Annotated in this window: 23 protein-coding genes; 9 read left to right on the top strand and 14 right to left on the bottom strand. The window is 60.6% G+C overall.

Features of this window, described 5'->3' with window-relative positions:
- The first annotated feature begins 97 nt into the window (after nucleotides 1-97).
- The 3 genes from KGB29_RS18885 to KGB29_RS18875 are packed head-to-tail and all read left to right on the top strand — an operon-like array spanning nucleotide 98 to nucleotide 2,492.
- Nucleotides 98-1,477, top strand: a complete 1,380-nt coding sequence (locus KGB29_RS18885; protein ID WP_150814919.1) for an MFS transporter — start codon at nucleotides 98-100, stop codon at nucleotides 1,475-1,477.
- Between the two features lie 18 nt (nucleotides 1,478-1,495).
- On the top strand, nucleotides 1,496-1,888 hold the full coding sequence (locus KGB29_RS18880; protein ID WP_150814920.1) for a RidA family protein: 393 nt from the start codon (nucleotides 1,496-1,498) through the stop codon (nucleotides 1,886-1,888).
- Entirely contained in the window at nucleotides 1,881-2,492 is a 612-nt protein-coding gene (locus KGB29_RS18875) for an RraA family protein (protein WP_150814921.1), read from the top strand. The genes KGB29_RS18880 and KGB29_RS18875 overlap by 8 nt, the downstream gene beginning before the upstream one ends.
- Here the strand turns inward: KGB29_RS18875 and KGB29_RS18870 are convergent.
- The 9 genes from KGB29_RS18870 to KGB29_RS18830 all read right to left on the bottom strand — a co-directional run bounded on the left by KGB29_RS18870 (nucleotide 2,489) and on the right by KGB29_RS18830 (nucleotide 12,553).
- On the bottom strand, nucleotides 2,489-3,406 hold the full coding sequence (locus KGB29_RS18870; protein WP_046043224.1) for a LysR family transcriptional regulator: 918 nt from the start codon (nucleotides 3,404-3,406) through the stop codon (nucleotides 2,489-2,491). The genes KGB29_RS18875 and KGB29_RS18870 overlap by 4 nt on opposite strands.
- A 143-nt stretch (nucleotides 3,407-3,549) precedes the next feature.
- Nucleotides 3,550-4,680 carry a glycosyltransferase family 4 protein gene (locus KGB29_RS18865; protein WP_150814922.1) on the bottom strand — a complete coding sequence of 377 codons (1,131 nt, stop codon included), beginning with the start codon at nucleotides 4,678-4,680 and terminating at the stop codon, nucleotides 3,550-3,552.
- Nucleotides 4,681-5,811 (bottom strand): glycosyltransferase family 4 protein, encoded by a 1,131-nt coding sequence (locus KGB29_RS18860; RefSeq protein ID WP_150814923.1) that lies wholly within the window; start codon nucleotides 5,809-5,811, stop codon nucleotides 4,681-4,683.
- Nucleotides 5,795-7,171: a glycosyltransferase family 4 protein gene (locus tag KGB29_RS18855; protein ID WP_150814924.1), complete on the bottom strand. Its 1,377-nt coding sequence runs from the start codon at nucleotides 7,169-7,171 to the stop codon at nucleotides 5,795-5,797. The genes KGB29_RS18860 and KGB29_RS18855 overlap by 17 nt, the downstream gene beginning before the upstream one ends.
- Nucleotides 7,168-8,427 (bottom strand): ABC transporter ATP-binding protein, encoded by a 1,260-nt coding sequence (locus tag KGB29_RS18850; protein ID WP_150814925.1) that lies wholly within the window; start codon nucleotides 8,425-8,427, stop codon nucleotides 7,168-7,170. Before KGB29_RS18850 ends, KGB29_RS18855 begins: the two co-directional genes overlap by 4 nt.
- Nucleotides 8,427-9,224, bottom strand: coding sequence for an ABC transporter permease (locus KGB29_RS18845; RefSeq protein WP_150814926.1), 798 nt, complete (start codon nucleotides 9,222-9,224; stop codon nucleotides 8,427-8,429). Before KGB29_RS18845 ends, KGB29_RS18850 begins: the two co-directional genes overlap by 1 nt.
- On the bottom strand, nucleotides 9,225-10,667 hold the full coding sequence (locus tag KGB29_RS18840) for a mannose-1-phosphate guanylyltransferase/mannose-6-phosphate isomerase (RefSeq protein ID WP_150814927.1): 1,443 nt from the start codon (nucleotides 10,665-10,667) through the stop codon (nucleotides 9,225-9,227).
- Between the two features lie 3 nt (nucleotides 10,668-10,670).
- A complete protein-coding gene (gmd, locus tag KGB29_RS18835) occupies nucleotides 10,671-11,642 on the bottom strand; it encodes a GDP-mannose 4,6-dehydratase (protein ID WP_057713902.1) in 972 nt (323 codons plus the stop codon).
- Entirely contained in the window at nucleotides 11,639-12,553 is a 915-nt protein-coding gene (locus KGB29_RS18830) for a GDP-mannose 4,6-dehydratase (RefSeq protein ID WP_150814928.1), read from the bottom strand. The genes gmd and KGB29_RS18830 overlap by 4 nt, the downstream gene beginning before the upstream one ends.
- Before the next feature lie 423 nt (nucleotides 12,554-12,976).
- Here KGB29_RS18830 and KGB29_RS18825 point away from each other — a divergent pair, with 423 nt between their 5' ends.
- The 5 genes from KGB29_RS18825 to KGB29_RS18805 are packed head-to-tail and all read left to right on the top strand — an operon-like array spanning nucleotide 12,977 to nucleotide 18,711.
- Nucleotides 12,977-14,569, top strand: a complete 1,593-nt coding sequence (locus tag KGB29_RS18825) for a glycosyltransferase (protein WP_150814929.1) — start codon at nucleotides 12,977-12,979, stop codon at nucleotides 14,567-14,569.
- Nucleotides 14,563-15,867: a glycosyltransferase gene (locus KGB29_RS18820; protein ID WP_150814930.1), complete on the top strand. Its 1,305-nt coding sequence runs from the start codon at nucleotides 14,563-14,565 to the stop codon at nucleotides 15,865-15,867. Before KGB29_RS18825 ends, KGB29_RS18820 begins: the two co-directional genes overlap by 7 nt.
- Nucleotides 15,864-16,730, top strand: a complete 867-nt coding sequence (locus tag KGB29_RS18815; protein ID WP_150814931.1) for a class I SAM-dependent methyltransferase — start codon at nucleotides 15,864-15,866, stop codon at nucleotides 16,728-16,730. The genes KGB29_RS18820 and KGB29_RS18815 overlap by 4 nt, the downstream gene beginning before the upstream one ends.
- Nucleotides 16,727-17,884, top strand: a complete 1,158-nt coding sequence (locus KGB29_RS18810) for an acyltransferase family protein (RefSeq protein ID WP_150814932.1) — start codon at nucleotides 16,727-16,729, stop codon at nucleotides 17,882-17,884. The genes KGB29_RS18815 and KGB29_RS18810 overlap by 4 nt, the downstream gene beginning before the upstream one ends.
- Nucleotides 17,878-18,711: a class I SAM-dependent methyltransferase gene (locus KGB29_RS18805; protein ID WP_057713908.1), complete on the top strand. Its 834-nt coding sequence runs from the start codon at nucleotides 17,878-17,880 to the stop codon at nucleotides 18,709-18,711. The genes KGB29_RS18810 and KGB29_RS18805 overlap by 7 nt, the downstream gene beginning before the upstream one ends.
- 74 nt (nucleotides 18,712-18,785) lie before the next feature.
- Here KGB29_RS18805 and KGB29_RS18800 read toward each other — a convergent pair whose 3' ends face one another.
- From KGB29_RS18800 to KGB29_RS18780, 5 genes are all read right to left on the bottom strand, one after another.
- A complete protein-coding gene (locus KGB29_RS18800) occupies nucleotides 18,786-19,574 on the bottom strand; it encodes an SDR family oxidoreductase (RefSeq protein WP_150814933.1) in 789 nt (262 codons plus the stop codon).
- 46 nt (nucleotides 19,575-19,620) lie between these two features.
- Entirely contained in the window at nucleotides 19,621-21,168 is a 1,548-nt protein-coding gene (locus KGB29_RS18795) for an amino acid ABC transporter permease/ATP-binding protein (protein WP_150814934.1), read from the bottom strand.
- A 64-nt stretch (nucleotides 21,169-21,232) separates the two neighbouring features.
- Nucleotides 21,233-22,027 (bottom strand): ABC transporter substrate-binding protein, encoded by a 795-nt coding sequence (locus tag KGB29_RS18790; protein WP_057713911.1) that lies wholly within the window; start codon nucleotides 22,025-22,027, stop codon nucleotides 21,233-21,235.
- Nucleotides 22,028-22,073: 46 nt separating this feature from the next.
- Nucleotides 22,074-23,144 (bottom strand): isopenicillin N synthase family dioxygenase, encoded by a 1,071-nt coding sequence (locus KGB29_RS18785; RefSeq protein WP_150814935.1) that lies wholly within the window; start codon nucleotides 23,142-23,144, stop codon nucleotides 22,074-22,076.
- 14 nt (nucleotides 23,145-23,158) lie between these two features.
- Nucleotides 23,159-24,010 carry a sugar phosphate isomerase/epimerase family protein gene (locus KGB29_RS18780; RefSeq protein ID WP_154908859.1) on the bottom strand — a complete coding sequence of 284 codons (852 nt, stop codon included), beginning with the start codon at nucleotides 24,008-24,010 and terminating at the stop codon, nucleotides 23,159-23,161.
- 561 nt (nucleotides 24,011-24,571) lie between these two features.
- Here KGB29_RS18780 and KGB29_RS18775 point away from each other — a divergent pair.
- A complete protein-coding gene (locus tag KGB29_RS18775; RefSeq protein WP_057713914.1) occupies nucleotides 24,572-25,882 on the top strand; it encodes an MFS transporter in 1,311 nt (436 codons plus the stop codon).
- Nucleotides 25,883-25,885 lie beyond the last annotated feature (3 nt).

Genomic DNA, 25,885 nt, shown 5'->3' with positions numbered 1-25,885 from the left:
CCTACAGGGACCAGCTTCCCGTAAGTCATAACAACAACCTTCGCCTCAACCGTTTTACTGCCAGTCAAAACAATTAAATAAATTCCTGGAGACAGTGATGAGCGATCTATCGTCCGCAGAAAAGTCCGGCGCACCACCGGAAGTTGCAATCAGTATGAAAAAAGTCGCGGTGGCCAGTGTGATCGGCACCACCGTGGAGTGGTACGACTTGTTCGTGTTTGCCACGGCTTCAGCGCTGGTGTTCAACAAAGTGTTCTTCCCGGATTTCGTGCCGCTGATCGGAACGCTGCTGGCTTTCGGCACCTTCGCTTCGGCGTATCTGGCACGGATTGTCGGCGCGGCGTTGTTCGGGCATTTCGGTGATCGCCTGGGGCGCAAGTCGATGCTGTTGATCTCGCTGCTGACCATGGGCGCGGCCACCTTCGCCATCGGCTTGTTGCCTGACTTTGCAACCATCGGTATCTGGGCGCCGATCCTGTTGTTGCTGCTGCGGGTCGTGCAAGGCCTGGCATTGGGGGGCGAATGGGGCGGGGCGGTGCTGATGGCGGTGGAGCATGCGCCGGCCAACAAGCGTGGCTTGTACGGCTCCTGGGTGCAGATCGGCGTGCCGGCCGGGACCATGATTGCCAACCTGGCATTCCTGTTGATCGCGGCGTGGCTGTCCCCGGAGGATCTGTTGGCCTGGGGGTGGCGTATTCCGTTCCTGGCCAGCGTGTTGCTGATCGCCGTCGGTTTGTATATCCGCCTGAACATCTCGGAAACCCCGGCTTTCAACAAGGTCAAGGAAGCCGAAGTGCAAGTGAAAATGCCGTTGGCGGAAGTGTTCCGCAAGTACTGGAAGCAAGTGCTGCTGGGGGGTATTGCCACCATGTCCACGGGCGCTTCGTTCAACATTATCGTGGCGTTCGGCTTGACCTATGGCACACAGAACCTCGGCTTCAGCCGCAGCGTGATGCTCGGTGTGGTGCTGCTGTCCTGCGCCTGGTGCATTGTCATGTTGCCGGTGTTCGGTGCGCTTTCGGACCGCTTCGGACGCAAACCGATCATTGTCGGCGGCATCATCGCCGAAGCGCTGGTGGCGTTTCCGATGTTCTGGCTGATGGACACCAAGGAGCTGTCGATGGTGGTGTTCGGTTATCTGTTGTTGATGACCGCATTCGCCGCCAACTACGGGCCGATCGCGACCTTCCTCGCCGAGCTGTTCGGCACCCGGGTGCGTTATTCCGGTTTGTCCATCAGCTACATGTTGTCCGGCCTGCTCGGCAGCGCGGCGACGCCCATCGTCACCACGGCATTGCTGGCCGCGACGGGCAAAGGTTCGTCGGTGGCCTGGTACATGATCGGTGCGGCATTGATTTCACTGGTGGCCCTGTTGCTGTTGACCGAGACCTTCAAGAAGGACATCAGCGAGATCCCCAGCGTCGTCCCCACAGACGATCTGGCCCCCGGTAAACCCTTCAAATCGGCTACGGCCTGACATCTGGAGTTCTACAACATGCGCAGAATTCAATCGGCCCCGGGCTACATCGACCCGGTCGGGCCTTACTCCCAGGCCGTGGTCAGCGGCCACCTGGTGTTCACCGCCGGGCAGATTCCGGCCCACGGCAGGCTCGACGAACAGCCTGCTGATTTCCCCGAGCAGGTACGGCAAACCTTGCGCAATCTCGAAGCGATCCTGATCGAGGCGGGCTCCGGTTTCAGCCATGTGATCAAGGTCAATGCCTACCTGACCGACCCTGCGCAACTGGAGCCGTTCAACGCCGTGTACCGCGAGTTCCTCGGCCATGCGCCACCGGCGCGCACCACGGTGTGCGTGGCATTGTGGGGCGTATCGCTGGAGATCGACTGTGTTGCCGAACTGATTGCCGGGGAGCCGCAGCATGGATGAGTCGCAACTGATCGAACAGCTCAAGGCCGTGAGCTTTCCGACCCTCGGGCACTTTCTCGAAGAGGGTTTTGCCGATCCGCAACTGCGGGCCATGGTGCCCAATGTGAAAGTCGTTGGCCGTGCGTTGACCCTGAAACTGGTGGGCGCCGATGCCATTGCCGTCAACCGGGCCCTGGCGCAAATCAGGCCGGGCGACGTGCTGGTGATCGACACCGGTGGCGATCATCGGCATGCGCCGGTCGGTGCGGTGACCAGTTGCGCGGCACGCTTTGCCGGCGCGGTGGGTATTGTGGTGGACGGCGCAGTGACCGATCTGCTGGAGCTGCGTGAAGCCGGGTTGCCGGTGTTCGCCCGAGGCACCAGCCTGTTGACCACCAAGTTGCACGGTCGTGGCGACAGCGTCATCAATCAGCCCATCCACTGCGCCGGCGTGACGGTGCAGCCGGGGGATTGGGTGCTGGCGGACGACAACGGCGTGTTGTTTCTCGACACGGCATCGGCGGCGGCAGTCATCGATCAGGCGCTGGCTTCGGATCGCAGCGAGCCGCGCTTGCTCGAACGCTTGCAGGCCGGTGAACCGGTGACGCAAGTCTTGCGCGTTTAGTCCGTCAGCCGTTGTTGCAGGCTTTCGAGAAAGATCGTCTCGGCACGGCTCATGCGCTGTTCGCGGTTCCACAGCAAATGAATGTCCACATCGGCAATCCCCTCGTGGGGCGGCAGGCGCCAGAGCAATCCGGCGTCGACGTCGGCCGCCACCACGTGTTCGGGCAGACAGCCGATACCGAAGCCGGCGATCACCAGTCGCCGGACTTCTTCCAGGCTCGGTGAGGACGCGACGATGCGACCACTGAAACCCTGCTGATCGCGGAAAATCGTCAGCGGCGAGAGCATGCCGCCGATCTGGTCACTGGTGAAACTGACGAAGTTCTCCCGTTGCAAATCCCCTTCGGCGACGTCCTGCTGGCCGAACATCCCATGGTGCTTGCCGCAGAAAAAAGCATAGCGTTGACGCAGGAACAAGCGCTGCTCCAGGCGTGGCTGCGGGCGCCGATTGAGGCTCAGGCCGAGGGTCGCGGTTTTTTCCTGGAGGGCGCTGACGATGTCGGAACTGCGCATCACGTCGACTTCCAGATCCACTCGCGGGTATTGGCGGTGGAAGTCGGCGAGAAAGTCATCAAAGCGCTCGGAGAAGATCCGGCTGATGATCAGCAACCGCACTTTGCCGATCACTTCGTCGGCCGGTTGTTCCAGCACGCTACTGACCTGGGACATTTGCCCGTAGATTTCCCCGGCCAGGGCGAAGATCTGCTCGCCGACTTCAGTCAGGGCAAAACGTGGCCCGCGACGGGCAATCAATTGGCGGCCCAGTTGTTCCTCCAGGCGCTTGAGCGCCTGACTCACTGCCGGTTGCGTCAGGTGCAGGCGGGCGGCAGCGCGGCTGATGCTCTGCTCCTGGCCAATCACCCGAAAGGTGCGCAGCAGGTTCCAGTCCAGGCGGTCGTTGAGCAGGCGTTGCATAGGCGGTCAGCAGCAAGTCAGGGGCCAATGGGGAGAGTCGACGGCTTGTACACGCAGTGCGCAAGCCATGGACATCTACAGTCGCGGGATCGTACCACTGTTGGAACGCGGTGGCAGAGGCAAGTCGGTCCTGTAAAAAAGCGTCATGCGTAGGCGAGGGCTTTCTCTTCCAGCAGTTCCTCATACAACACCGACCATTTGCGACCCATTTCGTCTGCCGTGAACAGGTTCTGATAACGGGCCTGCGCTTTCTCGCCCATTTGCGCCGCCAGCACAGGGTTTTCCCAAAGCGTGCGCATCGCCTCGCGAAACGCCGATGGATTGCTCGGCGGCACCACCAGCCCGGTCTCGTCATGGATGTTGATGTAACTGGTGCCCGTGCCGATCTCACTGGAGATCATCGGTTTGCCATACATTGCGCCTTCAAGCAGCGAAATGCCGAAGGCTTCGGAGCGCAGGTGCGATGGGAACACGATGGCGTAGCTCAGTTGCAGCAACGCTACCTTGTCCTCGTCCCCCAGGCGTCCGAGGAAGTGCACATTGCGCAGACCCAAGGCGGCCGCCTGGGCATGCAGCTCTGCTTCCAGTGGGCCGGCACCGACAATCACCGTCGGATAATCCAGATCCTTCAGGGCGTCGAGCAGGATGTGCAAACCTTTGTAGTAGCGCATCACACCCACAAACAGAAAGAACTTGTCGCCAAGTTTTTGCCGCCAGTGAGCCATTCGATCGCTGTCCGGCTGTGGGTAGCCTGCCTTGTTCAATCCATAGGGGATCACTTGGGTCTTGTGCTGAAACTGTTGCAACACATCACTGGTGTGCAGGTAATTGGGCGATGCAGCGACGATCCGGTCGGCGCTGTGCAGAAAGCGGTTCATCAGCGGCCGGTAAAGTCTGAGCAGGTGTTTCTGGCGGATAATGTCCGAGTGGTAGGTCACCACGCTGGGTTTTTTCAAGTCGCTGGCGAAATGCACCAGGTCCATGAACGGCCATGGAAAGTGGTAATTGACCACGTCGGCCTCGGCTGCCAGTTCGCGAAACTGCTTGAAGACGCTCCAGGAAAACCCTGTGGAGGCGAACTGAATGTCGAGCCTGGCTCGATGGACTTCATGTTGAGCGATCTGCATCGCCGCGGGTGTCGGATCGGCACTGAGTGTCAGCACTTTACCTTCAACGCCGTGCAGGGCACCGCTTTCGCACAACTGGAAAATTACCTGCTCGATCCCGCCGACCGAGTCAGGCAGGTACGTCTTGAAAAAATGAAGAACCCGCATTCAACCTCCCATAGCCTGGCGGTAAGCGCTGGCGGTGACTTGCGCGCAGCGTTCCCAGGTAAAAAGCCCTGCCTGTAGCAATCCGGCTTCCCGGCATGCCTGCCAATGCGCTGGATCCTCGATCAGACGGCTCATTGCATTGCGCAAGCCGTCGGGGTCATCAGGTTCGATATAGTTGCCCGCAGAGCCTGCCACTTCGGGCATGGCCGAGCGTCGAGTCAAAATGACCGGCGTGCCGCAGGCCATGGCTTCCAGTACCGGCAGGCCAAATCCTTCGTACAGCGACGGAAAAATCAATGCCCGGGCGCCGGCCAACAACTGCGCAACGTGCTCGTCAGGCAGATAGCCCAGCAAACAGACATGCCCGCTGGCCAGGGCCTGGTGCAATTCTTCGCTGAACTGCTCGCGCTGCCAGCCGGCCATGCCGACGATCAGCAACGGAAAACGCTGGCGCACGGTTTCCGGCAGCCGGGCATGAGCGCGCAGGGCCAGGGTCAGATTCTTGCGTGGCTCCAGGGTACCGACGCAAAGGAAATACTCCCGCGCCTCGACGCCGTGGGCCTTGAGGACCTGATCGATGGCCTCGGGTTCACGGGGGTGGAAGCGCGCGGCCACACCCAGCGGTGCGACAACAAATCGCTGCGCCGGTAGCCTGAAATGTGCCTGGGCTTCGTCGGCAATGTATTGCGAGTCGGTCAGAATCAGGCTGGCCTGTTGCACGCCGTCGGCCACGCGCCGTTCGATTTCACGCAAACGCGCCGGTGGCTGAGTTTGCGGATAGTGCAGGTGAGTCAGGTCATGCAGGGTGATGACTGTCGGGCCATCGAACGACAGCGGCCACAGGCTTGGCTCGTGATACAGATCGATCGCCTGGGCGGGACGCTGGTCGAAACGCTTTTGCTCCAGCCAGCGCCGTGCCTGATAGGCGCCCGGGATCTGTCGCAGCAACGGCGTCAGACGCGAGTAACCGGGCATCGCCGCCTCAGGCAGGGTCGAACTCCAGCCCCAGCCGTGGAACAACGACAACTCGACGTCCGATTCGCGGGCCAGGGCCGTCGCCAGTTCGGCGACGTAGTGGCCGATGCCCGTGCGCGGGGCCTGAAGGATGCGGGCGTTAAGGGCAATTCGCATGTTGACTCTCAGGCACCTTCGCATCGCTGTGCAGATTGCGCTGGATGCGATCGACCAGTTGCGCACTCGCCTCGCGCCAGCTCAGCCAACGCCAGTTATCCAGGTTGAGGGGCGCGGGAAATGCGCCGCCGCTTTCCATGTCGATGACCAGATCGGCCAGGTTCTGCGGGTCGGAGAGGTCGAAATACGCCATGTACTCGCCACCGATTTCGCGGAACACCGGGATGTCGCTGGCCATGGCCGGCAGGCCTCGCTGCATGGCTTCCACCAGCGGCAAACCGAACCCTTCGACGTAGGACGGGAACACCAGCGATGTCGCGTGGGAATAGGCGTGTTCCAGGCTCTTGTCCGAAAGGTTGTTGAACATGAACAAACGCAGGTTCAATTGCGGATGCTGGCGTATACGCTCGATCAGCGCCTCGCATTTCCAGCCGATCTTGCCGACGATGCATAACCGGGCTTTGGAACCGGCCGCCCAGGCGCGCTCGAACGCGTCCAGCAGATACGCATGGTTCTTGCGCGGCTCGATGGTGCTGACCATCAGGAACACAGGGTCCGGCGTCTTGAACATCTGCAGCAGCCCCGGGGCGACGGTAGACCGGGCATCGGTCAGGTCGAGTTCGGAGCCAAGGTGAAAATAGTCGAACCAGCGTTGCTGAACCTGCGCGGTACCGATCCGGCGAGTCATCTCCTGGCGGACCTGGTCGCGGATGGTGGTCGAGATCGCCACGTAGCCATCGGCGGTGCGGGCGATCCAGTCGAACCATTCGTTGAAGACCTTCACCAATCCTGCGTCGCAAAACTGCGGGTGGGTCAGGGGAATCAGGTCGTAGATCACCGAAACGATGCCGACCCCGTCACGCTTGAGTTGTTCGGCCAGGGGGAAGAAGTTGGCGTGCCAGGACGAGTCCAGCAGCACCAATTGGTCGCCGGCGCGATGCTGCAACGGCACGCAACGCTCGGGAACCTTCTGGCCCTTGAGTGCCCGATCGAGCAGGCGCATCGGCAGGCTCAGGCAGGCGAACGCGGTCAGACGGCAACCGACGTAAAGCACCCGGCGGGCGAACTTCGATTGGCTGAAAGGACGGCGACGTTCCAGCGCGCGGTGGCGCAGCCAGAACTGATTGGCGAACTGTTCGAGCTTCACCCGCAGGCTCACCAGATCCACTTTGACGGTCGGCAAAGGCGCCAGGCTTTTCACCTCGAACAACGCGCCATTGATCATCACCACCGGAACGCATTCGCGCCGGGCGTTCGCAGCCGGCAATTGCTGAATCACATTGCGAACGACCCGCTGGATGCCCGAGTTGGCATCCGGGTGTTCGAAGACGTAGGTACATTCCACCAACAGTCTGGTCATCGCGTCACTCCAACGGATTCCACCCGGTTTTCGCTGGAACGGGTCACGCTGGTCTGCGCTTCGAGCCAGGAGCAACCCACGAAGTCTTCCTGGCGATTGTTGATCACGTGGAAGACCAGCCCGTAGTCACGCCATTCGAAATTGCGATCCAGGTGCGAATCCAGTCGCGACAAGCTCAAGGCCACCGAATAATTGCCCTTGCCCAAGCGCATGTCGAAGGCAAAACGGTAGGTGACGCGCTCGCCGGCACTCAGGTCGGTGAGGGCTTTGTCCACCCGGTGGGTATTGATGCCGTACATGGGCTGGCCAAGGCGATCCTTGATCATGAAGCCGAGAATCAGTCGCTCGATGTCCTGGCGCACCTCGACCTGCACTTCCAGGACCATTGACTGACCGACTTCCGCCACTTCCACCGAGCGGCCCTTCGGGTCAAGCAGGCGAACGCTGAGAATGCCCGCTTCGCCTGTCCCGGAAATGGTTTGCACCTGCCCGTTGGCGAGCATTTCCTGACGCACCGTCTGGCCCTCGCGCTGGGCGAGCATGGCGTTGTAGTAGTCCATCACTTCTTCAGGCTTGCCGCGCATGGCCATGCGCCCGTTCTCCAGGAGGATGGCGGTGTCGCAGATCGACTGGATCGCCGAACGGTCATGGGACACGATCAGCAAGGTGGTACCTGCCTTGCGGAAGTTGCGGATGCGATCGAAGCTTTTGTGCTGGAAGTAGGCGTCACCCACGGACAGCGCTTCATCGACGATCAGGATGTCCGGCCGTCGCGCGGTGGCCACGCTGAACGCCAGGCGCATCTGCATGCCGCTGGAATAAGTGCGAACCGGATGGTCGATGGCCTCGCCGATTTCGGCGAAGCTCTCGATCTCTGGCATCAGCGCTTCGATTTCTTCGACCTGCATGCCGAGCAACTGGCCGGCCATGAAGGTGTTCTGCCGACCGGTGAAGTCCGGGTGGAAGCCCATGCCCAGCTCCAGCAGCGCCGCTACGCGACCTTGCAGCTGGATGTCGCCGCAGGTGGGCTGGGTAGTGCCGGTGATCATCTTCAGCAGCGTGCTTTTGCCGGCACCGTTGACCCCGACGATGCCCACGGCTTCACCCGGCTGAATCTCGAAATCGACCCCTTGCAGCACCCAGTGCAGGTGATGCCGGGTGCGGGAAAACGGCACCAGCCATTCGAACAGCCGGCTCCAGCGATTCGGGTACTGCTTGTAGGCCTTGCCCAGGCCACTGACACGTATATGTCCCATCAGAGCTCGTCCACCATTTCACCGACACGCTGGCGGAACAGCCGCAGCGCCATCCCACAGAACAACAGGCCGATCACCAGCAACGGGACCAGCGAGCTCCAGTCTGGCCATTGGTTGTAGAGAAACAGGTTCTGGTAGCTGTTCATCAGTGCCGTCATCGGGTTCAGCTCGATAAAACGCTGGATGCCCGGCGGCAGGATCGACAGCGGGTAAACGATGGGCGTCAGCCAGAACCAGAATTGCAGGCAGATGCCGAAAAACTGCCCGACATCGCGAAAGAACACGTTGAGCACGCCCAGAATCATCCCCAGCCCCGCAGCGAAGGTCACTTGCAGGACCAGCAACGGTACCAGCGCCAGCAGCGCCATGCCGGGCAGCCGTCCGCTGATCAGCAGGAAGCCGAGGAACAACCCCAGGATGATCGCGAAATTGATCCCGGCATTGAGCAGCACGATGACCGGCAGGCAGATGCGCGGGAAGCTGATTTTCTTCAGCAGGTTGGCGTTTTCCAGGAACATGCTCTGGCTGCGCGTCGTGATCTCGGCGAACAGGCCCCAGGTCAGCAGGCCGGCGCACAGGTAGACGCTATAGGCCAACCCGTCATCCACACCCGGCAAGCGGGCGCGCATGATGGTGGAGAAGATCACCGTGTAGACCACGATCATCGACAGCGGATTGAGCACGGTCCACAAGGCACCGAACAGCGAGTTGCGATAACGCGCCTGAAACTCCCGTTTGACGCTGCCGAGGATGAAACCCCGGTAACTCCACAGTGATTGGTAAAGATTACGCAGCATTCAAACCGTCCTGCCGTATTGATCTTCGAAGCGGACGATGTCGTCCTCTCCCAGGTATTCGCCGCTTTGCACTTCGATGATCACAAGGTCGATCACGCCGGGATTTTCCAGGCGATGCTTGTGACCGGCGGCAATGAAGGTCGATTCGTTCTTGGCCACCAGGTGCGTGCCGGTGCCATTGTTGGTGACCTTGGCCATGCCTTCGACCACCACCCAGTGTTCATTGCGATGGTGGTGCATCTGCAACGACAACTTGGCGCCGGGCTTGACCACGATGCGTTTGATCTTGAAGCGCGGACCTTCTTCGAGCACGGTGTAGGTGCCCCATGGCCGGCTGACCGTACGGTGCAGGCGATAGGCTTCGTGCTCTTTATCCTTGAGTTGCCTGGCCACCCGGCGCACATCCTGGGCGCGGTCGGCATGGGCTACCAGCACCGCGTCGGCGGTGTCGACGATGATCAGGTTATCCACACCCACGGTCGCGACCAGGCGGTTATCGCTCTGGACGAAGTTGTTGTGGCTGTCGATGAAAATCGATTCGCCGACGGTGCGGTTGTTCTGTGCATCCGCTGGAACCAGCGCGGCCACCGCCCCCCAGGAGCCGATGTCGCTCCAGTCGAAACGGGCCGGCACCACGACCACTTTGTCGGAGCGTTCCATCAACGCGTAGTCGATGGAAATGTCCATGATTTCGCCAAACAGGACCGGTGACAGTTCCTGTTGCAGACTTCCGGCGTTTTCCACCGCGGCGCTGGCGGCCATGCAGGTTTGCGTCTGCTCCAGCAAGTCGGGAGCATGGGTTTGCAGTTCGGCCAGCAGGGTGGCGACCGAGAAGCAGAACATCCCGGAGTTCCACAGGAAGTTGCCGCTTTCCAGGTAATGCGTCGCGGTTTGCAGGTCGGGTTTTTCGACGAAGCGCCGCACACTGGCAGCGCCTTTATCGTCCAGCGATGTACCGGCTTCAATGTAGCCAAACCCGGTTTCCGGAGCGGTCGGCACGACACCGAAGGTCACCAGGTGACCGCGCCTGGCCAATGCCACGGCATGCTCGACCGCGTCCTTCAGTGCGTCGACATTGACGATCAGGTGGTCGGCGGGCATGACCAGCATGATCGCGTCGTCGCCATGCAGGGCCTGGAGGGAGAGGGCGGCGGCGGCAATGGCCGGTGCCGTATTGCGCCCCGTCGGCTCCAGCAGGAAGTGTCCGCGATGGCGGCCAAGGTGCGCGTCCCGAAAGTGATCCTTGCTCTGGAAGTAGTACTCGCGGTTGGTCACCGTGACGATATCGCCCCAGCCGTCGAGCAGGTCCGCGGCACGCCGATAGGTCTTGCCCAGCAGCGACTGGCCGTCGGGCAATTCCATGAACGGTTTGGGATGGCCTTCACGCGACACCGGCCACAACCTTGTCCCGGCACCGCCGGAGAGAATCACGGGAATCAGCATGGCCTACTCCTTGGCGACGCGTTTCATGTCCGCATCCATCATCATGCGGATCAAGGTATCCAGGTCGGTTTTTGGTTTCCAGCCCAGCACACGCTGGGCCTTGGCCGGGTTGCCGAGCAGCACTTCGACTTCGGCCGGGCGGAAGAACGCCGGGTCGATCTTCACGAAGTCGCGGTAGTTCAGGCCCACGTGATCGAAGGCGATCCGGCACATCTCGCGCACGGTGGTGGTGACGCCGGTGGCCACCACGAAGTCATCGGGCTTGTCCTGTTGCAGCATCAGCCACATGGCTTCGACGTAGTCCCCGGCAAAGCCCCAGTCGCGCTTGGCGTCGATGTTGCCCAGGCACAGTTCCTGCTGCTTGCCCTGCTTGATGCGGGCGGCGGCGTCGGTGACTTTGCGCGTCACGAACTCGATGCCGCGCAGCGGTGATTCATGGTTGAACAGAATGCCGCTGCTGGCGTGCAGGTTGAAGCTTTCGCGGTAGTTCACGGTGATCCAGTGGCCGTACAGCTTGGCCACGCCATAAGGGCTGCGCGGATAGAAGGGGGTGTTCTCGTCCTGTTGCTCGGCCTGGATCAGGCCGAACATTTCGCTGGTGGACGCCTGGTAGAAACGCGTGTGCGGGCTGAACTGACGGATCGCCTCGAGCAGGTGGGTAACGCCCAGGCCGTCGACGATGCCGGTGGTCACCGGTTGATCCCAGGAAGCCGCGACAAAGCTTTGTGCGGCAAGGTTGTAGATCTCGTCCGGTGCCGATTTGATCACCGCGCGCTGCACTGAACAGGCATCGGCCATGTCGCCGTCCAGGTAGACGATGTCCGCCTCGACCCCCATCTCGCGCAGGCGCCAGCGCGAGTCGCTGCTGCGACGCGCCACCAGGCCGTGGACTTTGTAGCCCTTGTCGAGCAACAGTTTCGCCAGATAAGCGCCATCCTGGCCGGTGATACCTGTGATCAATGCACTTTTAGTCATTCTTGTCGTACTCGCTTCTCCCAGTCGGACAGGATCGCCCGCAGGGATTGTTGTGTTGTGATTTCAGGCTTCCAATCGGTGGTTTGGGTCAGCCTGGCAGGGCTGCCACTCACACGTCGCTGATCCGCGCGGCGAAGTCGCGCAGGGTCCTGGACCAATTGCAGGTCGACCTGGGCAAGATCTGCCAGCTGTTCGATCAAACTGCGAATGCTCTGCTCGCGCCCCGAGCAAATGTTGTAGACCTGCCCCGGCGTACCTTTTTCCAGCAATGCCAGGTAGGCCGAGACCACGTCCCCGACATCGAGGAAATCGCGCGTGACGTCGATGTCCCCGACTTCCAGTTGTGGCCCTTGCAGGCCTTGCTTGATCCGGCAGATCTGACGTGCGGCGTGGGCGATGACGAAGCTGTCTTTCTGACCGGTGCCGATGTGGTTGAACGGGCGGGCGACCAGTACGGGCCAGCCTTCGCTCACGCCCCATTGCAGGCTCAGGAACTCGGCCGACAGTTTGCTCACGGCGTATGGGTTGCGCGGGCAGGGTGGCTGCAATTCAGTGATGGGCAGATGCTCTTCAGCGACCTGGCCATAGACATCGCCGGAGCTGACGTACAGGAACGTGCCGCTGAAGCCGCGTGCCTTGAGGGCTTGCAGCAGGTTCAGGGTGCCCAGCAGATTGATATTCAGGGTACCGGCCGGATCACGAAAAGCCTCCGGGACGAACGTCTGGCCGGCCAGGTGGATCACCGCATCGGGCATGACCGGCCACAAGCCTTCGAGGCTGTCCGGCGCGGCAAGATCGTAGCGGCCGGGAACAGGCAGCAGCTCCCATTCCGAGGCGTCAGCCTGCAAACGCGATTGGATGTGTTGTCCTACGAATCCAGTCAGACCCGTGACAAACAGACGTTTTTTCAACAGCGACCCCCGGTCATACATTTCATCCATTTCCTACTGGCTTAATGGAAGGGTCTCACGAATCAACAGGATCGCTCGTAAGACAGATGAAATGTTTTGTTGTAGTTGTTTGGTAGCCAATCTGTGCCATTTGCTCGGCAATTTCAACAGGTCCAACCGTGACTGATCAGTTCTCGTCTGCGTAGCCTGATTTATTCTCGTCGGGCGGTTCACGAATCCTCAACGGATGTGGTTAGAATGCCCCTCGTCACGATTACCCGGGGTTCGGCAGCGTCGCTTCGAAACTGCGAGAAACTGACCACTAAAACAAGAACGAAGACGGGCAGGAAGACGATGGACGAGCGCCAGTAAACACGGACTCGAACCGTATCCTCCCCGTCATAGCGTGAGGCTGCCGGGATGGCGGCGTCACCGTGGGATGCCATGAATTTTATTCTTTACTCCGACGTCAACGACAGCTCCATCAGCCGGAGTCTCGGCCGTCCAGAATACAGTTACTACTTCGTGCTCAAGGCGTACCGACCGTTGTTCGAAAGCCTCGGGCCGGTGCATGTGGTGTCATCGGCCGCCGAGGTCGACCCGCTGTATCGGCAGTTGCAGCAGGCCGGCCAGGACTGCCTGTTCATTTCGTTCGCGCCACCGCACAAGACCCCCACCGACCTGCAATGCCCGATGGTGTGCGTGGTCGCCTGGGAGTTCGACAGCATTCCCGCCGAGCACTGGGACAACGATCCGCGTCAGGACTGGAGCCAGACACTGGCGCGCCTGGGGCGAGTGATCACCTTGTCCACCCACACCGCCGAAGCCATCCGCCGGACCCTGGGCGACGACTTCCCGGTGCTGGTGCTGCCGACGCCTTTGTGGGAACGCTTCGCCGGCATCCGCCAGCAATATCCCGGTACGCCGGTGAACGCGGGTGCCACGTTGCAGATCAAGGGTTGCATCCTGGACAGCCGCTCGATGGGGTTGTCCGCCGATGGTTTGATCGCGCCGATCATCGAGCAACCGCCGCAGGAAATCGCCGAGCCCGAGCCGGAATCCGAACCCGAGCCTGAACCTGAACCTCCGGTGCCGCCGTTGACCCTGCGTCGACGCCTCTTCATAACCAGACACTACCTGCTGTTGTGGTATCGCGAAGCTGTTCGCGATCTGGTGCCGGATGCCGTTCGGCCGTGGCTGGCCAGGTTTCGCACGCCTCAACCGTTGCCGATCGAACCTGCGGTCAGCGAAGCTCCCGCGCCGGATGAACCCGTCATCAGCGCGACTTGCGCGCAGGACGAGCATCCACAAGCGGCTTTCCCCGACACCAGTCAAACGGTGGAAATCGAGGTCGATGGCGTCATCTATGTGAGCGTGTTCAATCCCGATGACGGGCGCAAGAACTGGCATCACCTGATCACGGCGTTCTGCTGGGCGCTGCGTGATGTGCAAGACGCCACGCTCGTGTTGAAGATGACCCAGAACGACCTGTCGACCTATTACGTCGAGCTCATGACCTTGCTGTCCCAGCTCTCGCCCTTCGCCTGTCGCGTGGTGGTCATGCACGGTTATCTGCAGGACGAGCAGTTCGCCCGGCTTTATGGCGCGGCGAGTTACTACGTCAACGCTTCACGCTGCGAAGGCTTGTGCCTGCCGCTGATGGAGTTCATGTCCTGCGCCCGGCCTGTCATCGCCCCGAACCACACGGCGATGCGCGACTACATCGACGAGCGCGTGGCTTTCATCGTCAAGTCCAGCCAGGAGCCGACGATCTGGCCGGAAGACGCGCGCATCCTGTACCGCACATTGCGCCACCGTCCGGACTGGGGGTCGTTGAAAACGGCTTATGAGAACAGCTACGCAATGGCAAAGAATCAGCCGGACGCCTGGCAGGCCATGGCGGACGCGGCCAGCGAACGCATGCGCCAGTACTGCAGCTTCGCGCCGGTGCAGCAGCGGCTGGCGTTGTTCTTCAAACAGGAACCTGTCCGTGACGTCGTGCCGGTGGTTGCCGAAACGGGGGCTGCATCGTGCTGATCATCATTCATTCGGAAACCAACAAGAGCAACATCCAGCAGAATCTTGGGCGGCCCGAGTACAGCTATTACTTCGTCCTCAAGGAATTCCGCCCGGTGCTCGAACGGCTGGGGCAGGTGATCGAGGTCAGCAACCCGGACGAGCTGGTCGATCGGTTGTATTTCGATTGCCTGAGCCGGGGCGAAGACTGCGTGTTCCTGTCCTTCTCCCCGCCGCATCGCACACCGGTCCACTACGCGTGCCCGACGATTCCGGTGTTCGCCTGGGAGTTCAGCACCATTCCCACCGAGAGCTGGCAGGGCGAACCACGGCATGACTGGCGGACGGTGTTGGGCTCCTGCGGGACGGCGATCACCCACTCCAGTTTTACCGTGAATGCCGTACGCGATGTGATGGGCCCCGATTACCCGATCAGTGCTATCGCAGCACCTGTCTGGGACCGTTTTGCCGCCCGTGGCGAGCTTCTGGACAAGCGTCCGGTCGTGGGCCCCACGCGCCTGAACCTGCGCGGGCTATTGATCGACAGTCGCACCACGGACTTGCGTCCCTACGGCCCCGAACGCTTGCGCGAGGGCACGCCGATCGCCTTCGACCAACCGCCGCGTGACTGTGAGCTGCTGCTCGAGGGCGTGGTCTACACCTCGGTGTTCAATCCCTACGACGGACGCAAGAACTGGAAGGACATGATCAGTGCGTTCTGCACTGCCTTTCGCGACACGCCCGACGCGACCCTGGTGCTCAAGCTCACGCACCATGACATCGCCAACGCTTTGAACGACATGCTGCACCACGTCTACAAGAATCAGTCCTACCAGTGCCGCATCGTGCTGGTCCACGGCTTTCTGTCCGACATCGACTACGAGCGCCTGGTCGAGGCCACCAGTTACGTCGTCAACTGCTCCTACGGCGAAGGGCAATGCCTGCCGTTGATGGAGTTCATGTCCTGCGGCAAGCCGGCCATTGCGCCGCTGAACACCGCCATGGCCGACTACATCGACCGTGACAACGCGTTTATCGTCGAAGGCACCGACGAACTGACCTCCTGGCCCCACGATCCTCGCGCCGCGTATCGTACCCTGCGTTACGTCACGGATTGGGACTCACTGTGTACGGCATTTTCCGCCAGCCATGACGTCGCCAGGCAGGACGTCGAGCGCTATCAGCGAATGTCGGCCCATGCCGTGCGCAGCCTGCAGGGGTTCTGCAGCCAGGCCGTTGCCGAACAGCGCCTGAAGGCGGTGTTCGAGCAGTTGCTGCAACGGCGTGAAGCAAACTGCGCACAAGCGTCGGGCACATGATTCGGCGCCTGCTTGCGAAGTTGCGGCCCGCACCGGTAGCGGTCGCCCCACCAGAAACGCGGGTCTCGCCCAGGGACATCGGTTTGTACGATGCCCTGCTCGACGGCTGGTTTCTCGGCGACAGCGGTGAATTGCTCAAGGGGTTTGCCATCACCGCCGACGACACCTTGCTGGATGTTGGTTGCGGTGAAGGCGTGGCGACTTTGTTCGCGGTCCGCCAGGGCGCGTCGGTGATTTTCACCGACAGTGAACACGACAAGGTCCGCGAGCTTGCCCGACAAGTGGCGGCGCAATCAGACAAGCCGAGCCTGGGGTTGGTCAGCAACAGTTTGCCGCTGCCATTGGCCGAGGGCTGCGCCAGCAAAGTCGTGTGCATGGAAGTACTGGAACACATCGATCAGCCAGAACCCTTCATGGCCGAACTGGTGCGCATGGGTCGCCCCGGCGCGCTGTACCTGCTGAGCGTACCGTCCCCGGTGGGCGAACATTTGCAGAAGGGCATCGCTCCGGCCAGCTATTTCCAATCGCCCAATCACGTACAGATTTTCAGCCCCGAGCGATTCGCCGCGCTGGTGGAAGACGCGGGCCTGGTCATCGAGCATCGCCAGGCGTCCGGTTTTTTCTGGGTCATGGGCATGATTTTTTTCTGGGCCAGCGAACGGGCTGCCGGGCGTGAATTGGGTGGCGCGGTTCGCGACCGGATTCAGGCGCCGTATCCGCCGCTGATGGAGAGCTGGGCGAAAACCTGGCAGGACTTGCTGGCCCAGCCCGACGGGTTGGCGATCAAGCAGATGCTGGATCAGTTCATGCCCAAGAGCCAGGTGATCATTGCTCGCAAACCTCATGTCCAGGAGGGCGCATGAGCAACGAAAAACGAATCATGGACATCGAGTTGTTGCGCGGCATTGCGGTACTCGGCGTGCTGTTTCATCACCTGCAGGACAGCCTGTTCGCGGCGGCCGTGCCGTTGTTGCAGGCCATCACGCTGTACGGTCAGCCGTGGTGGGGCGTGGATCTGTTTTTCGCGATCTCGGGCTTCGTCATTGCCCGCAGCCTGATCCCGGCCTTGCGCCATTGCACATCGCGTCAGGAATATTGGCAACAGACGCGTAATTTCTGGTTGAGACGGGCCTTTCGATTGCTCCCTTCAGCCTGGTTATGGCTGGCGCTGATGTTGCTGGCGTGCCTTTTTCTCAACCGCTCCGGCGCGTTCGGCACCCTGCACGCGAACATTCAGGCGACCCTGGCCGGCATCGCCCAATACGCCAATTTCCGCTTTGCCGACAGTTTTTATCACTACGAGTACGGCACTAGCTTCGTGTACTGGAGCCTGTCGCTGGAAGAGCAGTTCTACCTGCTGTTTCCGCTGATGATCGTGCTGTTTCGCAAGCACCTGGTGTGGGCGTTGCTGGCGCTGGTTGCGGTGCAATTGTTCACCTTGCGTACACCGATCCTGATGGTAGTGCGCACCGATGCGCTGGCCCTTGGCGTGCTGTTGGCGATGTGGAGTACGCAACCGTCGTACCTGCGCTGGGAGCCAAAATTCTTGCGTCGTCCATGGGCGGGCGTTGCCGCATTGATCGCGCTGTCGTTGCTGCTCAGTTTCCTGGCAACGGATCGTTTCACCTTCACCTCTTACCGGATCGGCGTGATTGCAGTGCTGTGCGCGCTGCTGGTCTGGATCGCTTCTTACAACCGCGATTACCTGTTGCCGCGCGGCGTGTTCAAAAACCTGATGACGTGGGTCGGCAGCCGTTCCTACGGGATTTACTTGATCCATATCCCGGCCTACTTGCTGGTTCGTGAATTCATTTTCCGTTTGCAGGCTGCCGGGCTGCCCAGTCCGGCAGGCCATCCGATCTTGATGTTGCTGATGGCTGGCGGCCTGATCGTGCTGCTGAGCGAACTCAACTATCGCGTCATCGAAATGCCCATGCGCAACCGCGGCGCCTCGCTGGTCAAGCGCCTGGGCACTTCCCGAACAGCCGTCACATCCTCTGGAGCCACCTCATGCTGAGCCTTTTGAAGAAACTCACGGCGGGCACGCCCGCGCCTGTGCAGCCAGAGACCCCGCCCGCGGCGCCAGTGGCGGAGAAAGTCGACCCTTACATGCTCGGCCTGCACGATGCGATGCTCAGCGGCTGGTTCAATCAGCAGACCGGCGAACTGTTCAGCGGATTCCCGGTGACCCCCGAGGACACGCTGCTGGATGTTGGCTGCGGCGACGGTGGCAACGTGCATTTCTGCGGGATGCGCGGGGCGAAGATCATCATCGCCGATATCGACGCGGCCAAGGTTGAAGCGACCCGCCTGCGCCTGAGCGATACACCGGCCCGCGATGTCGAATGCCATGTCACCGACTGCAACCCGCTACCGATTGCCGATGCGACCGCCACGCGGGTGGTGTCGACCGAGGTCATCGAGCACGTGGACGATCCGGCGCAGTTCCTCGCTGAACTGGTGCGCGTCGGCAAACCGGGCGCGCTGTACCTACTGAGCGTCCCGCACCCCAGCTCCGAAGACCTGCAGAAAGATATCGCGGCGGCCGAGTATTTCCAGAAGCCCAACCACATTCGCATCATCAGCGAAGAGCAGTTCAAGGCCATGGTCAGCGATGCCGGCCTGGAAGTGATCAGCCACAGCCAGTACGGGTTCTACTGGTCGATGTGGATGCTGTTGTTCTGGGAAGCCAAGGTCGACTTCAGCAACCCGGACCATCCGTTGCTCAACCACTGGGCGGATACCTGGCAGGCGATCCTGGCTTCGCCACGGGGCGCACAGATCAAGCAGGCGCTGGATGCCGTGGTGGCGAAAAGTCAGGTGATCATTGCGCGTAAACCCTGATCAGCAATGCTCACCCGGGCGAGGCCGCGAACTCAAGCCTGATTGCCCGGGTACACCTGCATAGCCCTTGCCCATTATTGGCTGGAGCGAACGGCCCCTCCATCAATCAACAGATTCTGCCCGGTCAGGTAGCCCGCATGGTTGCTGCAAACGAAGGCACACAGCGCACCGAACTCTTCGGGTGAGCCGAAGCGTTTGGCAGGAATTTCGCTACGGCATTGGCCAAGGAATTCCTCGCTGTCCTGCCCCGTCTCCTGGGCAGCAGCGACCAGGTTGTCACGCAGTCGATCGGTGTCGAATGAGCCTGGTTGCAGGTTGTTGATCGTCACATTGCGACTGGCGATGTTTTCTTGCCGGGCAAGCCCTGCGATAAAACCCGTCAGACCACTGCGCGCGCCGTTGGACAGGCCCAGGCTTTCGATAGGGGACTTCACGGCACTCGACGTGATGTTGATGATTCGACCAAATCCACGTGTCGCCATACCGTCTACCGTGGCCTTGATCAACTCGATAGGCGTCAGCATGTTGGCATCCAGCGCCTTGAGCCAGGCGTCGCGATTCCATTCGCGAAAATCCCCGGGGGGAGGGCCTCCAGCGTTGTTGATCAAGATATCGAAATGCTCGTGGGCCATGAGCGCTGCCGCCCGACCCTCGGCCGTCGAAATGTCTCCGGCTACGGCGATGACCGTTACTTCAGGATTTAGCGCTCTGAGCTCACGGGCTGTTTCATTGAGCGTGTGCTCGCCGCGTGCGGTGATCACCACGTTCACGCCTTCATGGACAAGTGCCTGTGCGCAGGCTTTGCCCAGACCTTTGCTGGCGGCGCATACCAGCGCCCAGCGTCCTGCTATTCCCAGATTCATGTGCGTTTTCCTGAAATAAGAATGCTCAAAGAAAGTGGTTGCCTATTCATGCATGATCCACCGTTGCAGACCGGCTTGGCGATCGAGCACTGATGCCCATGAAGCGCCGCACTCGTTCTCCTTCGGCATCGCATCGTATGGTTTCAGGTGCGGCATCCAGTTGGATATTACCGTTCTCCATGAATACGACCCGGTCGGATATCGACATGGCAAAGTCCATTTCGTGGGTCACGATCAGCATGGTCATGCCTTCTTTGGCCAGGTCGCGGATCACGTTCAGCACGTCGTTGACCAGTTCCGGGTCGAGGGCCGAGGTCGGCTCGTCGAATAGCATGATCTGCGGTTCCATCGCCAGGGCTCGAGCGATCGCCACGCGCTGTTGCTGCCCACCGGAGAGCTGGTGCGGGTACTTGTGGGCATGGGCCAGCAGGCCGACCTTGTCCAGTAGCGCATAGGCACGATGTTCACTCAGCTCGCCCGGCTGGCCATGGTAACGGGGCGCCAGGGTGACGTTGTCGAGAATGGTGCGGTGCGGGAACAGGTTGAAGTTCTGGAACACCATGCCGATGTGCCGCACGCCTTTGCGCAGGCGGGTGCTGTTGGGTTTGTCCGACGCTTCGATGAATTTTTCGCCGAACAACAGAATGTCGCCGGTATCGATGGTTTCCAGGCCGTTGACGGTGCGGATCAGCGACGTCTTGCCGGAGCCGGATGGCCCGATGATCGAGACCACCTGGCCGTACTCGACATTCAGGTCGATGCCCATCAGCACCTGGTGGGTGCCATAGCTTTTCTGGATGTTCTTCAGTTGCAGGATGGGCGTCGCATTGTTGCCTGCCGCTTTGCGCGCAGTGTCGGGCAACGCTTCGGCGCTGGCCCTGAAGTTGGCTATGGCGGCCGCGTCGAGTGTGTGAGGCTTGCGGAAGTTCAGGTCCAGGTAGCGCTCCAGGCGCTGCAGGAAAAAACCGAACACGGTGACGATCAACACGTAATAGACGCCTACTGCCGCCAGGGTTTCCATGACCAGAAAGTTGGTGGCATAGAGGCGTTGGCCGACCGTGAGGATTTCGGTCAGGGAGATGACCGAGACCAGTGATGTCAGCTTGACCACCGTGATGTATTCATTGATCAGCGTGGGCAGCGAAATACGGAATGCCTGGGGGATCACGATCAAGCGTTGCATGCCGAACAGGCCGACACCCAGCGCGCGCCCGGCTTCCTTCTGGCCTTTGGCCACGGAGATCAGGCCACCACGATGGATTTCCGCCATGTACGCCGCTTCAGTGACCACCAGGGCCAGCAGGCCCGAGTAGAAGGGGTTGGACAGAATCGGTCCGCTACCGGGAAACAGTTGCGGCAGGTTGTAGACGAAGACCACCAGCACCAGCAACGGAATGCTGCGGAAGAACCAGATGTAGACCGCTGCGGGAATGCGCAGCAAGGGCGTGTGGGACAGCTTGGCCGTGGCCAGGACAAAACCCAGCAGCATGCCGATGAACCAGGCCAGGGCGCTGAGCTGGACCACCGTTACGCAGGCCTTCCAGAAGTCCGGCAGGGAGAACAGGGACAGGAAATATGACCAATCGAATTGCATGGGGCACCTCGATCTGCCGCCCCGGTGCAGGGGAGGCAGATGACCAGACTACAAGGACAGGTTCTTAATTGGCAGTCGGTTCTTCCAAGCCATATTTCTGGAGAATTGCGGCGTATTCACCGCTCTTTTTGCTCTCCTCGAAGGCCTTTTGCACGGCCTGGAAGGTTTCGTCGTTACCTTTTTTGACGAAGATGCCCAGGGTTTGCTGATAAATCGGATGCTCGGTGGTGATCACTACCCGGCCGTTGGTCTTTTCCGCGATCATTTTTGCCGCGCCGGCGATTTCAACCTGGGCCTGAATGTTCCTGGACAACAAGGCCTGGGTCACTTCGGGGGCCGAAGGGTACTCGCTGACGGTGATGGCGCCTTTGTTGTTCGGCACACAGTAGTCGTCGGAGAGCTTCTTGAATTCCTTGACCCAGGTGGTGCCCTGTTCCAGGCCCAGTTTCAGGCCGCACAGGTCTTCAGGCTTCTTCGCATTGATCTCGCTGCCCTTGGGCACCATGACCGCAGCACCGGTGTTGGCGTAGGCGATGGTCTGGGCCTGAGTCTGGCGCTCAGGCGTGATGTACATGCCGGAAATGACTGCGTCGTACTTGCCGGAGTTCAAGCCCAGGATCAGGCTCGGGAACTTGGTGTCGACGAACTCCACCTTGGCGTTCATGTGCTTGGCCAGTGCTGTTGCCAGTTCGGGGTCCGAACCCACCACGTTTTTGTCCTTGTCATAGGACTCAAAGGGAGGGTAGGTGATCTCCATGCCGACCTTGAACGTGTCTGCCGCGGCCATGCTCACCGAGGCACCGAACATACCGGCTGCCAATACAGCCAGGCTCAAAAGGTTTTTCTTATTGTTTTTCATGATGTACTGACTCCGGCGTAGGTAGGGGGTTAGCTGAAAACTTCAATCAGGACGGTTGAGCCTGATTTTTCAAATGTCCGAAACTGGCGGGCTTGCGTGCCTTGCCTGGCAGTTGAACTTCCCCGTTGGCCACCCTCTGGCGCAGATACTGATAGGTCTGCAGCGCCTGGCCATACATGTGTTCGCCGATGGTGATTTCTTCGTAGTCGTTGCCTGCCTGTGCGAACCCGGGCAGCGGTTTGATCTGGGTGTGATAGTCGCAGGCATAAAACAGCGGAAAGGAATAACGTTCCTCCTTCACGCTGCGCACCCGGTGCGCGGTGGCTACGAATGCGCCTGCGGTCATCACTTCCAGCATGTCGCCGATGTTGACCACAAAGGCATCGGCAATCGGTGGTGCATCGATCCATTGGCCAAGGTTGTTCATCACCTCAAGGCCTGGTTTGTCGGCCAAAAGGATGGTGAAACACTCGTAATCAGTATGGGCTCCAAGACCCGGTGCGTCATGGGCGGCACCGTCGAAGGGGTAGTGGATGAGGCGCAGCTTGGACGGCGGACGGGTGACCAGGCTGTCGAAGTAGTTTTCTTCCAGGCCCAGGGTCAGGGCGAAGCCACCGAACAGGCGCCGGCCCAAGGCGAAGATGGCTTCATAGTAGGCCTGCACCGACGCCTTGAAACCTTGCAGCTGTGGCCAGTCATTGGGCCCCAGCAATGGCGTGTTGGTCAGCACCAGCGGGTCATCGGCCGGGACTTCGAAGCCGACGTCAAAGGCTTCCTTGTGGTCCGGCTTGCCCTTGGAATAGACCTCTTCGCCTTCGGGCACAAATCCCTTGTGGGTTTGGGAAGTGCCGATGTAGTGCTGCATCTTGGTGTCGAAGGGTTGGTCGAAAAAGTCCTTGGCCGCCTGGCGCAGGTTGGCGATCAGTTGCGGGTCGATACCGTGATCGGTGATGTAGAGGAACCCGACCTCGCTGGCGGCGCGCCCCAATTGTTCGGCCACGGCCAGGCGGTGTTCCAGTTCAACGCTGAACAGACCGGCGATATTGACCACCGGGATGCTGTTGAAGTTGGCTTTGTGTGTGTCAGTGCTGGCGCTGTTGTTTTTATTGTCAGGCATGACGCATCGGCTCCCTAAGGATGGCTTGAGTGGCTGAAACGGTCGAAGTGTTCGCGCTCGGTCTGGCCCATCCACACGTTCAACGACCACAGGTCGGCGACCGGGACATTGGTGAAGGGCAAATGATGCAGGTAGCCGTCGGCGCCGAATTCCGGGGTCAGGGTGCTGACCTGGTAACCGCGGGCTTGCTGCGAGCGCCAGATGCTTTCCCAGTGCTGCTGGTGGAAGGCCAGTTCCCTTGCATATTCGGGAGCCGCCGGGTGCGGAACCTGCGGGCCCTGGTCGTAACCGACCCGGGCCTGGATATGGTGAACCCGCTCGATGAAAGCGCTCAGGTCATCGGCCGGGTCATTCAACAGGCGCTCGCAGGTCACGACCCAGTGGCTGATGTCACTGGTGAACAACAGATCGGGCAATTGCCGGATCAACTCCAGGGTCACCCAGGGGTTGAACAGCGAACGCGAACGGTGGGTTTCGAAACTGCAGACCTGGCCGTGCTTGCGCGCCAGATCCAGTGCCTGGCCGAAAAACTCCACTTGCTGTGGCAAGGACCATCGGTCATTGCCCGCCAGCACGTTGACGAAGCGTGGGCCGAGTTCAGCGGCCCAGGCGAGTTTCTGGTCGAGGTCATTGAGGTGAATGGCGGGGGACGCCGACTGGTCCGGCAGCACGTCATACGCGGTGAAGACTGTGCTGATATAGCCCAGGCGATTGGCCTGGAGAAAGGCGCCAAACTCGGTCCGTTCACGGGCGTCCAGTGGCAGGCGTGCTTCCATGCCATCAAAGCCCGCTTGCAGCAACTCCTCGAGTGCCTGAGCCTTGCTGGCGGTGTAACCCCACAGCGTGCGAAAAATTTCCAGCTTCATCGGTGATCCTCAAAAATCCCAAGGCCTACTGCAAAAGCATTTCGACGGCGCCAGGCTGCCAAGAGGCTGGTTCGCTGTGGAGCCGATGTTAGGCACAGGCCGCGCACTGAAAGAATCTGAAAGTTCAAATGAATACTTCAGACTTTCGTTAACAAATAGCTTGCTACTTATAGCGCTGGCCAGGAGGGATTTTATGGGCGAGAACGTGTCTGCGTTGGCTATTAGCGAGAGATGCCATTGTTACGACATCATTTTGAGGAGTCCCAAGCGACCCCGGGCCGATGAGGGTTCGCTTTTGGTCGGTTGTTGCCTGTCGAGAAGAGCCGCGATCTGTAACTGACATTGCAGCCCCCCGTTTACATTCTGCTCAACGCCTGTGCGTTGCACATCGCATTCGACTGTCGCCCTCAATTATAAGCTTAAGTAATACTTAGAATAATAAATAGAAAATTGACTAATCATGGCCCGGGAACGAAAAATCATCCCCAGACCGGCGCCGCCAGAGCGCCGCGGATTTGCCGTTTCTCTCCTGCCAGAAAAATAACCAAAGGAGCCCGACCCATGAAGCCTCAAGCTTCGTCCCAGCCGCGCCGTGCGGCCGCCGCTGCCTTCATTGGCACCATGATCGAGTGGTACGACTTTTACATCTACGCCACCGCCGCCGCGCTGGTATTCGGTGCGCTGTTCTTCCCCTCGGACGACAAGCTGTTCAGCACCATGGCCGCTTTCGGCACCTTCGCCGTGGGTTTCTTTGCGCGGCCGTTGGGCGGGATTGTCTTCGGTCATATCGGTGACCGCATCGGCCGCAAGAAGTCGCTGATCATCACTTTGTTGATGATGGGCGTGGTCACGGTGTGCATCGGTTTGCTGCCGACCTATGCGCAAATCGGCGCCGCTGCCCCGGTGCTGCTGATTCTGCTGCGCATCGTCCAGGGCATTGCCGTGGGTGGCGAGTGGGGCGGGGCGGTGCTGATGGCCGGCGAGCATGCACCGAAAGGCCGGCGCAATTTCTTCGCCTCGTTTGCGCAACTGGGCAGCCCGGCGGGTTTGATCCTGTCGCTGCTGGCCTTCAGCGCCGTCACCCGTCTGCCGGAAGAAGACCTGATGAGCTGGGGCTGGCGCCTGCCGTTCCTCGCCAGTTCGCTGTTGCTGCTGGTGGGCCTGGCGATTCGCCTGGGGGTCAATGAGTCGCCGGAGTTTCTCGCCAGCCGCGAATTGGCGAGCAAAAACAAACGCAAGGAGCAGGCGCCGGTCATGGAAGTGCTGCGCACCGCGTGGCGTCCATTGTTGCTGTGCATCGGCGCCAACACCTTGGGGATCGCCGGGGTGTATTTCACCAACACCTTCATGATCGCCTACACCACTCAGCAACTGGAACTGCCGCGCTCACTGATCCTTGAGTGTCTGTTTGTCGTCGCGATCATCCAGTTTTGCATCCAACCGCTGGCGGCCTGGGTCGCCGAGAAGATTGGCGCCACCCGCTTCCTGTGCCTGGTGTCGCTGCTGGCCATGGCTTCGCCGTACCCGATGTTCGTGCTGGTCAGTTCGGCCCAGGCGCCGCTGATCATCCTCGGCATTGCGTTGGCGGTGGTGTGCATGGCGTCGTTCTACGCAGTGATCGCCGGCTACGTCAGCGGCATGTTCGAGACCCGTGTGCGCTACACCGCGATCTCTCTGGCGTACCAGATTTGCGGCGCTGTGGCCGGTGGCCTGACGCCACTGATCGGTACGCTGCTGGCACACAGGTTCGTTGGCCAGTGGTGGCCGATGGCGGTGTTCTACAGCCTGATCGCCGCGACTTCGCTGCTGTGTGTCCTGTCCCTTGCCCGTCGCCATGCCAGCGCTGAACGCCTGGAACTGGCCAAGGCCTGACCC

It is taken from the genome of Pseudomonas sp. BF-B-30 (assembly GCF_019956305.1).
Classification (GTDB): domain Bacteria; phylum Pseudomonadota; class Gammaproteobacteria; order Pseudomonadales; family Pseudomonadaceae; genus Aquipseudomonas; species Aquipseudomonas jessenii.
Note: the sequence above shows the minus strand (reverse complement) of the source record. Positions and strands in the feature narration are given on the sequence as shown.

Excerpts from the sequence above, each read along its gene's own strand:
- KGB29_RS18880 (WP_150814920.1), top strand. The coding sequence starts at position 1,496 with ATGCGCAGAATTCAATCGGCCCCGGGCTACATCGACCCGGTCGGGCCT.
- KGB29_RS18855 (WP_150814924.1), bottom strand. The coding sequence starts at position 7,171 with ATGACCAGACTGTTGGTGGAATGTACCTACGTCTTCGAACACCCGGAT.
- KGB29_RS18780 (WP_154908859.1), bottom strand. The coding sequence starts at position 24,010 with ATGAAGCTGGAAATTTTTCGCACGCTGTGGGGTTACACCGCCAGCAAG.
- KGB29_RS18775 (WP_057713914.1), top strand. The coding sequence starts at position 24,572 with ATGAAGCCTCAAGCTTCGTCCCAGCCGCGCCGTGCGGCCGCCGCTGCC.
- KGB29_RS18845 (WP_150814926.1), bottom strand. The coding sequence starts at position 9,224 with ATGCTGCGTAATCTTTACCAATCACTGTGGAGTTACCGGGGTTTCATC.
- KGB29_RS18810 (WP_150814932.1), top strand. The coding sequence starts at position 16,727 with ATGAGCAACGAAAAACGAATCATGGACATCGAGTTGTTGCGCGGCATT.
- KGB29_RS18865 (WP_150814922.1), bottom strand. The coding sequence starts at position 4,680 with ATGCGGGTTCTTCATTTTTTCAAGACGTACCTGCCTGACTCGGTCGGC.
- KGB29_RS18875 (WP_150814921.1), top strand. The coding sequence starts at position 1,881 with ATGGATGAGTCGCAACTGATCGAACAGCTCAAGGCCGTGAGCTTTCCG.
- KGB29_RS18815 (WP_150814931.1), top strand. The coding sequence starts at position 15,864 with ATGATTCGGCGCCTGCTTGCGAAGTTGCGGCCCGCACCGGTAGCGGTC.
- KGB29_RS18785 (WP_150814935.1), bottom strand. The coding sequence starts at position 23,144 with ATGCCTGACAATAAAAACAACAGCGCCAGCACTGACACACACAAAGCC.
- KGB29_RS18805 (WP_057713908.1), top strand. The coding sequence starts at position 17,878 with ATGCTGAGCCTTTTGAAGAAACTCACGGCGGGCACGCCCGCGCCTGTG.
- KGB29_RS18840 (WP_150814927.1), bottom strand. The coding sequence starts at position 10,667 with ATGCTGATTCCCGTGATTCTCTCCGGCGGTGCCGGGACAAGGTTGTGG.
- gmd (WP_057713902.1), bottom strand. The coding sequence starts at position 11,642 with ATGACTAAAAGTGCATTGATCACAGGTATCACCGGCCAGGATGGCGCT.
- KGB29_RS18795 (WP_150814934.1), bottom strand. The coding sequence starts at position 21,168 with ATGCAATTCGATTGGTCATATTTCCTGTCCCTGTTCTCCCTGCCGGAC.
- KGB29_RS18825 (WP_150814929.1), top strand. The coding sequence starts at position 12,977 with ATGAATTTTATTCTTTACTCCGACGTCAACGACAGCTCCATCAGCCGG.
- KGB29_RS18800 (WP_150814933.1), bottom strand. The coding sequence starts at position 19,574 with ATGAATCTGGGAATAGCAGGACGCTGGGCGCTGGTATGCGCCGCCAGC.
- KGB29_RS18870 (WP_046043224.1), bottom strand. The coding sequence starts at position 3,406 with ATGCAACGCCTGCTCAACGACCGCCTGGACTGGAACCTGCTGCGCACC.
- KGB29_RS18790 (WP_057713911.1), bottom strand. The coding sequence starts at position 22,027 with ATGAAAAACAATAAGAAAAACCTTTTGAGCCTGGCTGTATTGGCAGCC.
- KGB29_RS18850 (WP_150814925.1), bottom strand. The coding sequence starts at position 8,427 with ATGGGACATATACGTGTCAGTGGCCTGGGCAAGGCCTACAAGCAGTAC.
- KGB29_RS18860 (WP_150814923.1), bottom strand. The coding sequence starts at position 5,811 with ATGCGAATTGCCCTTAACGCCCGCATCCTTCAGGCCCCGCGCACGGGC.
- KGB29_RS18885 (WP_150814919.1), top strand. The coding sequence starts at position 98 with ATGAGCGATCTATCGTCCGCAGAAAAGTCCGGCGCACCACCGGAAGTT.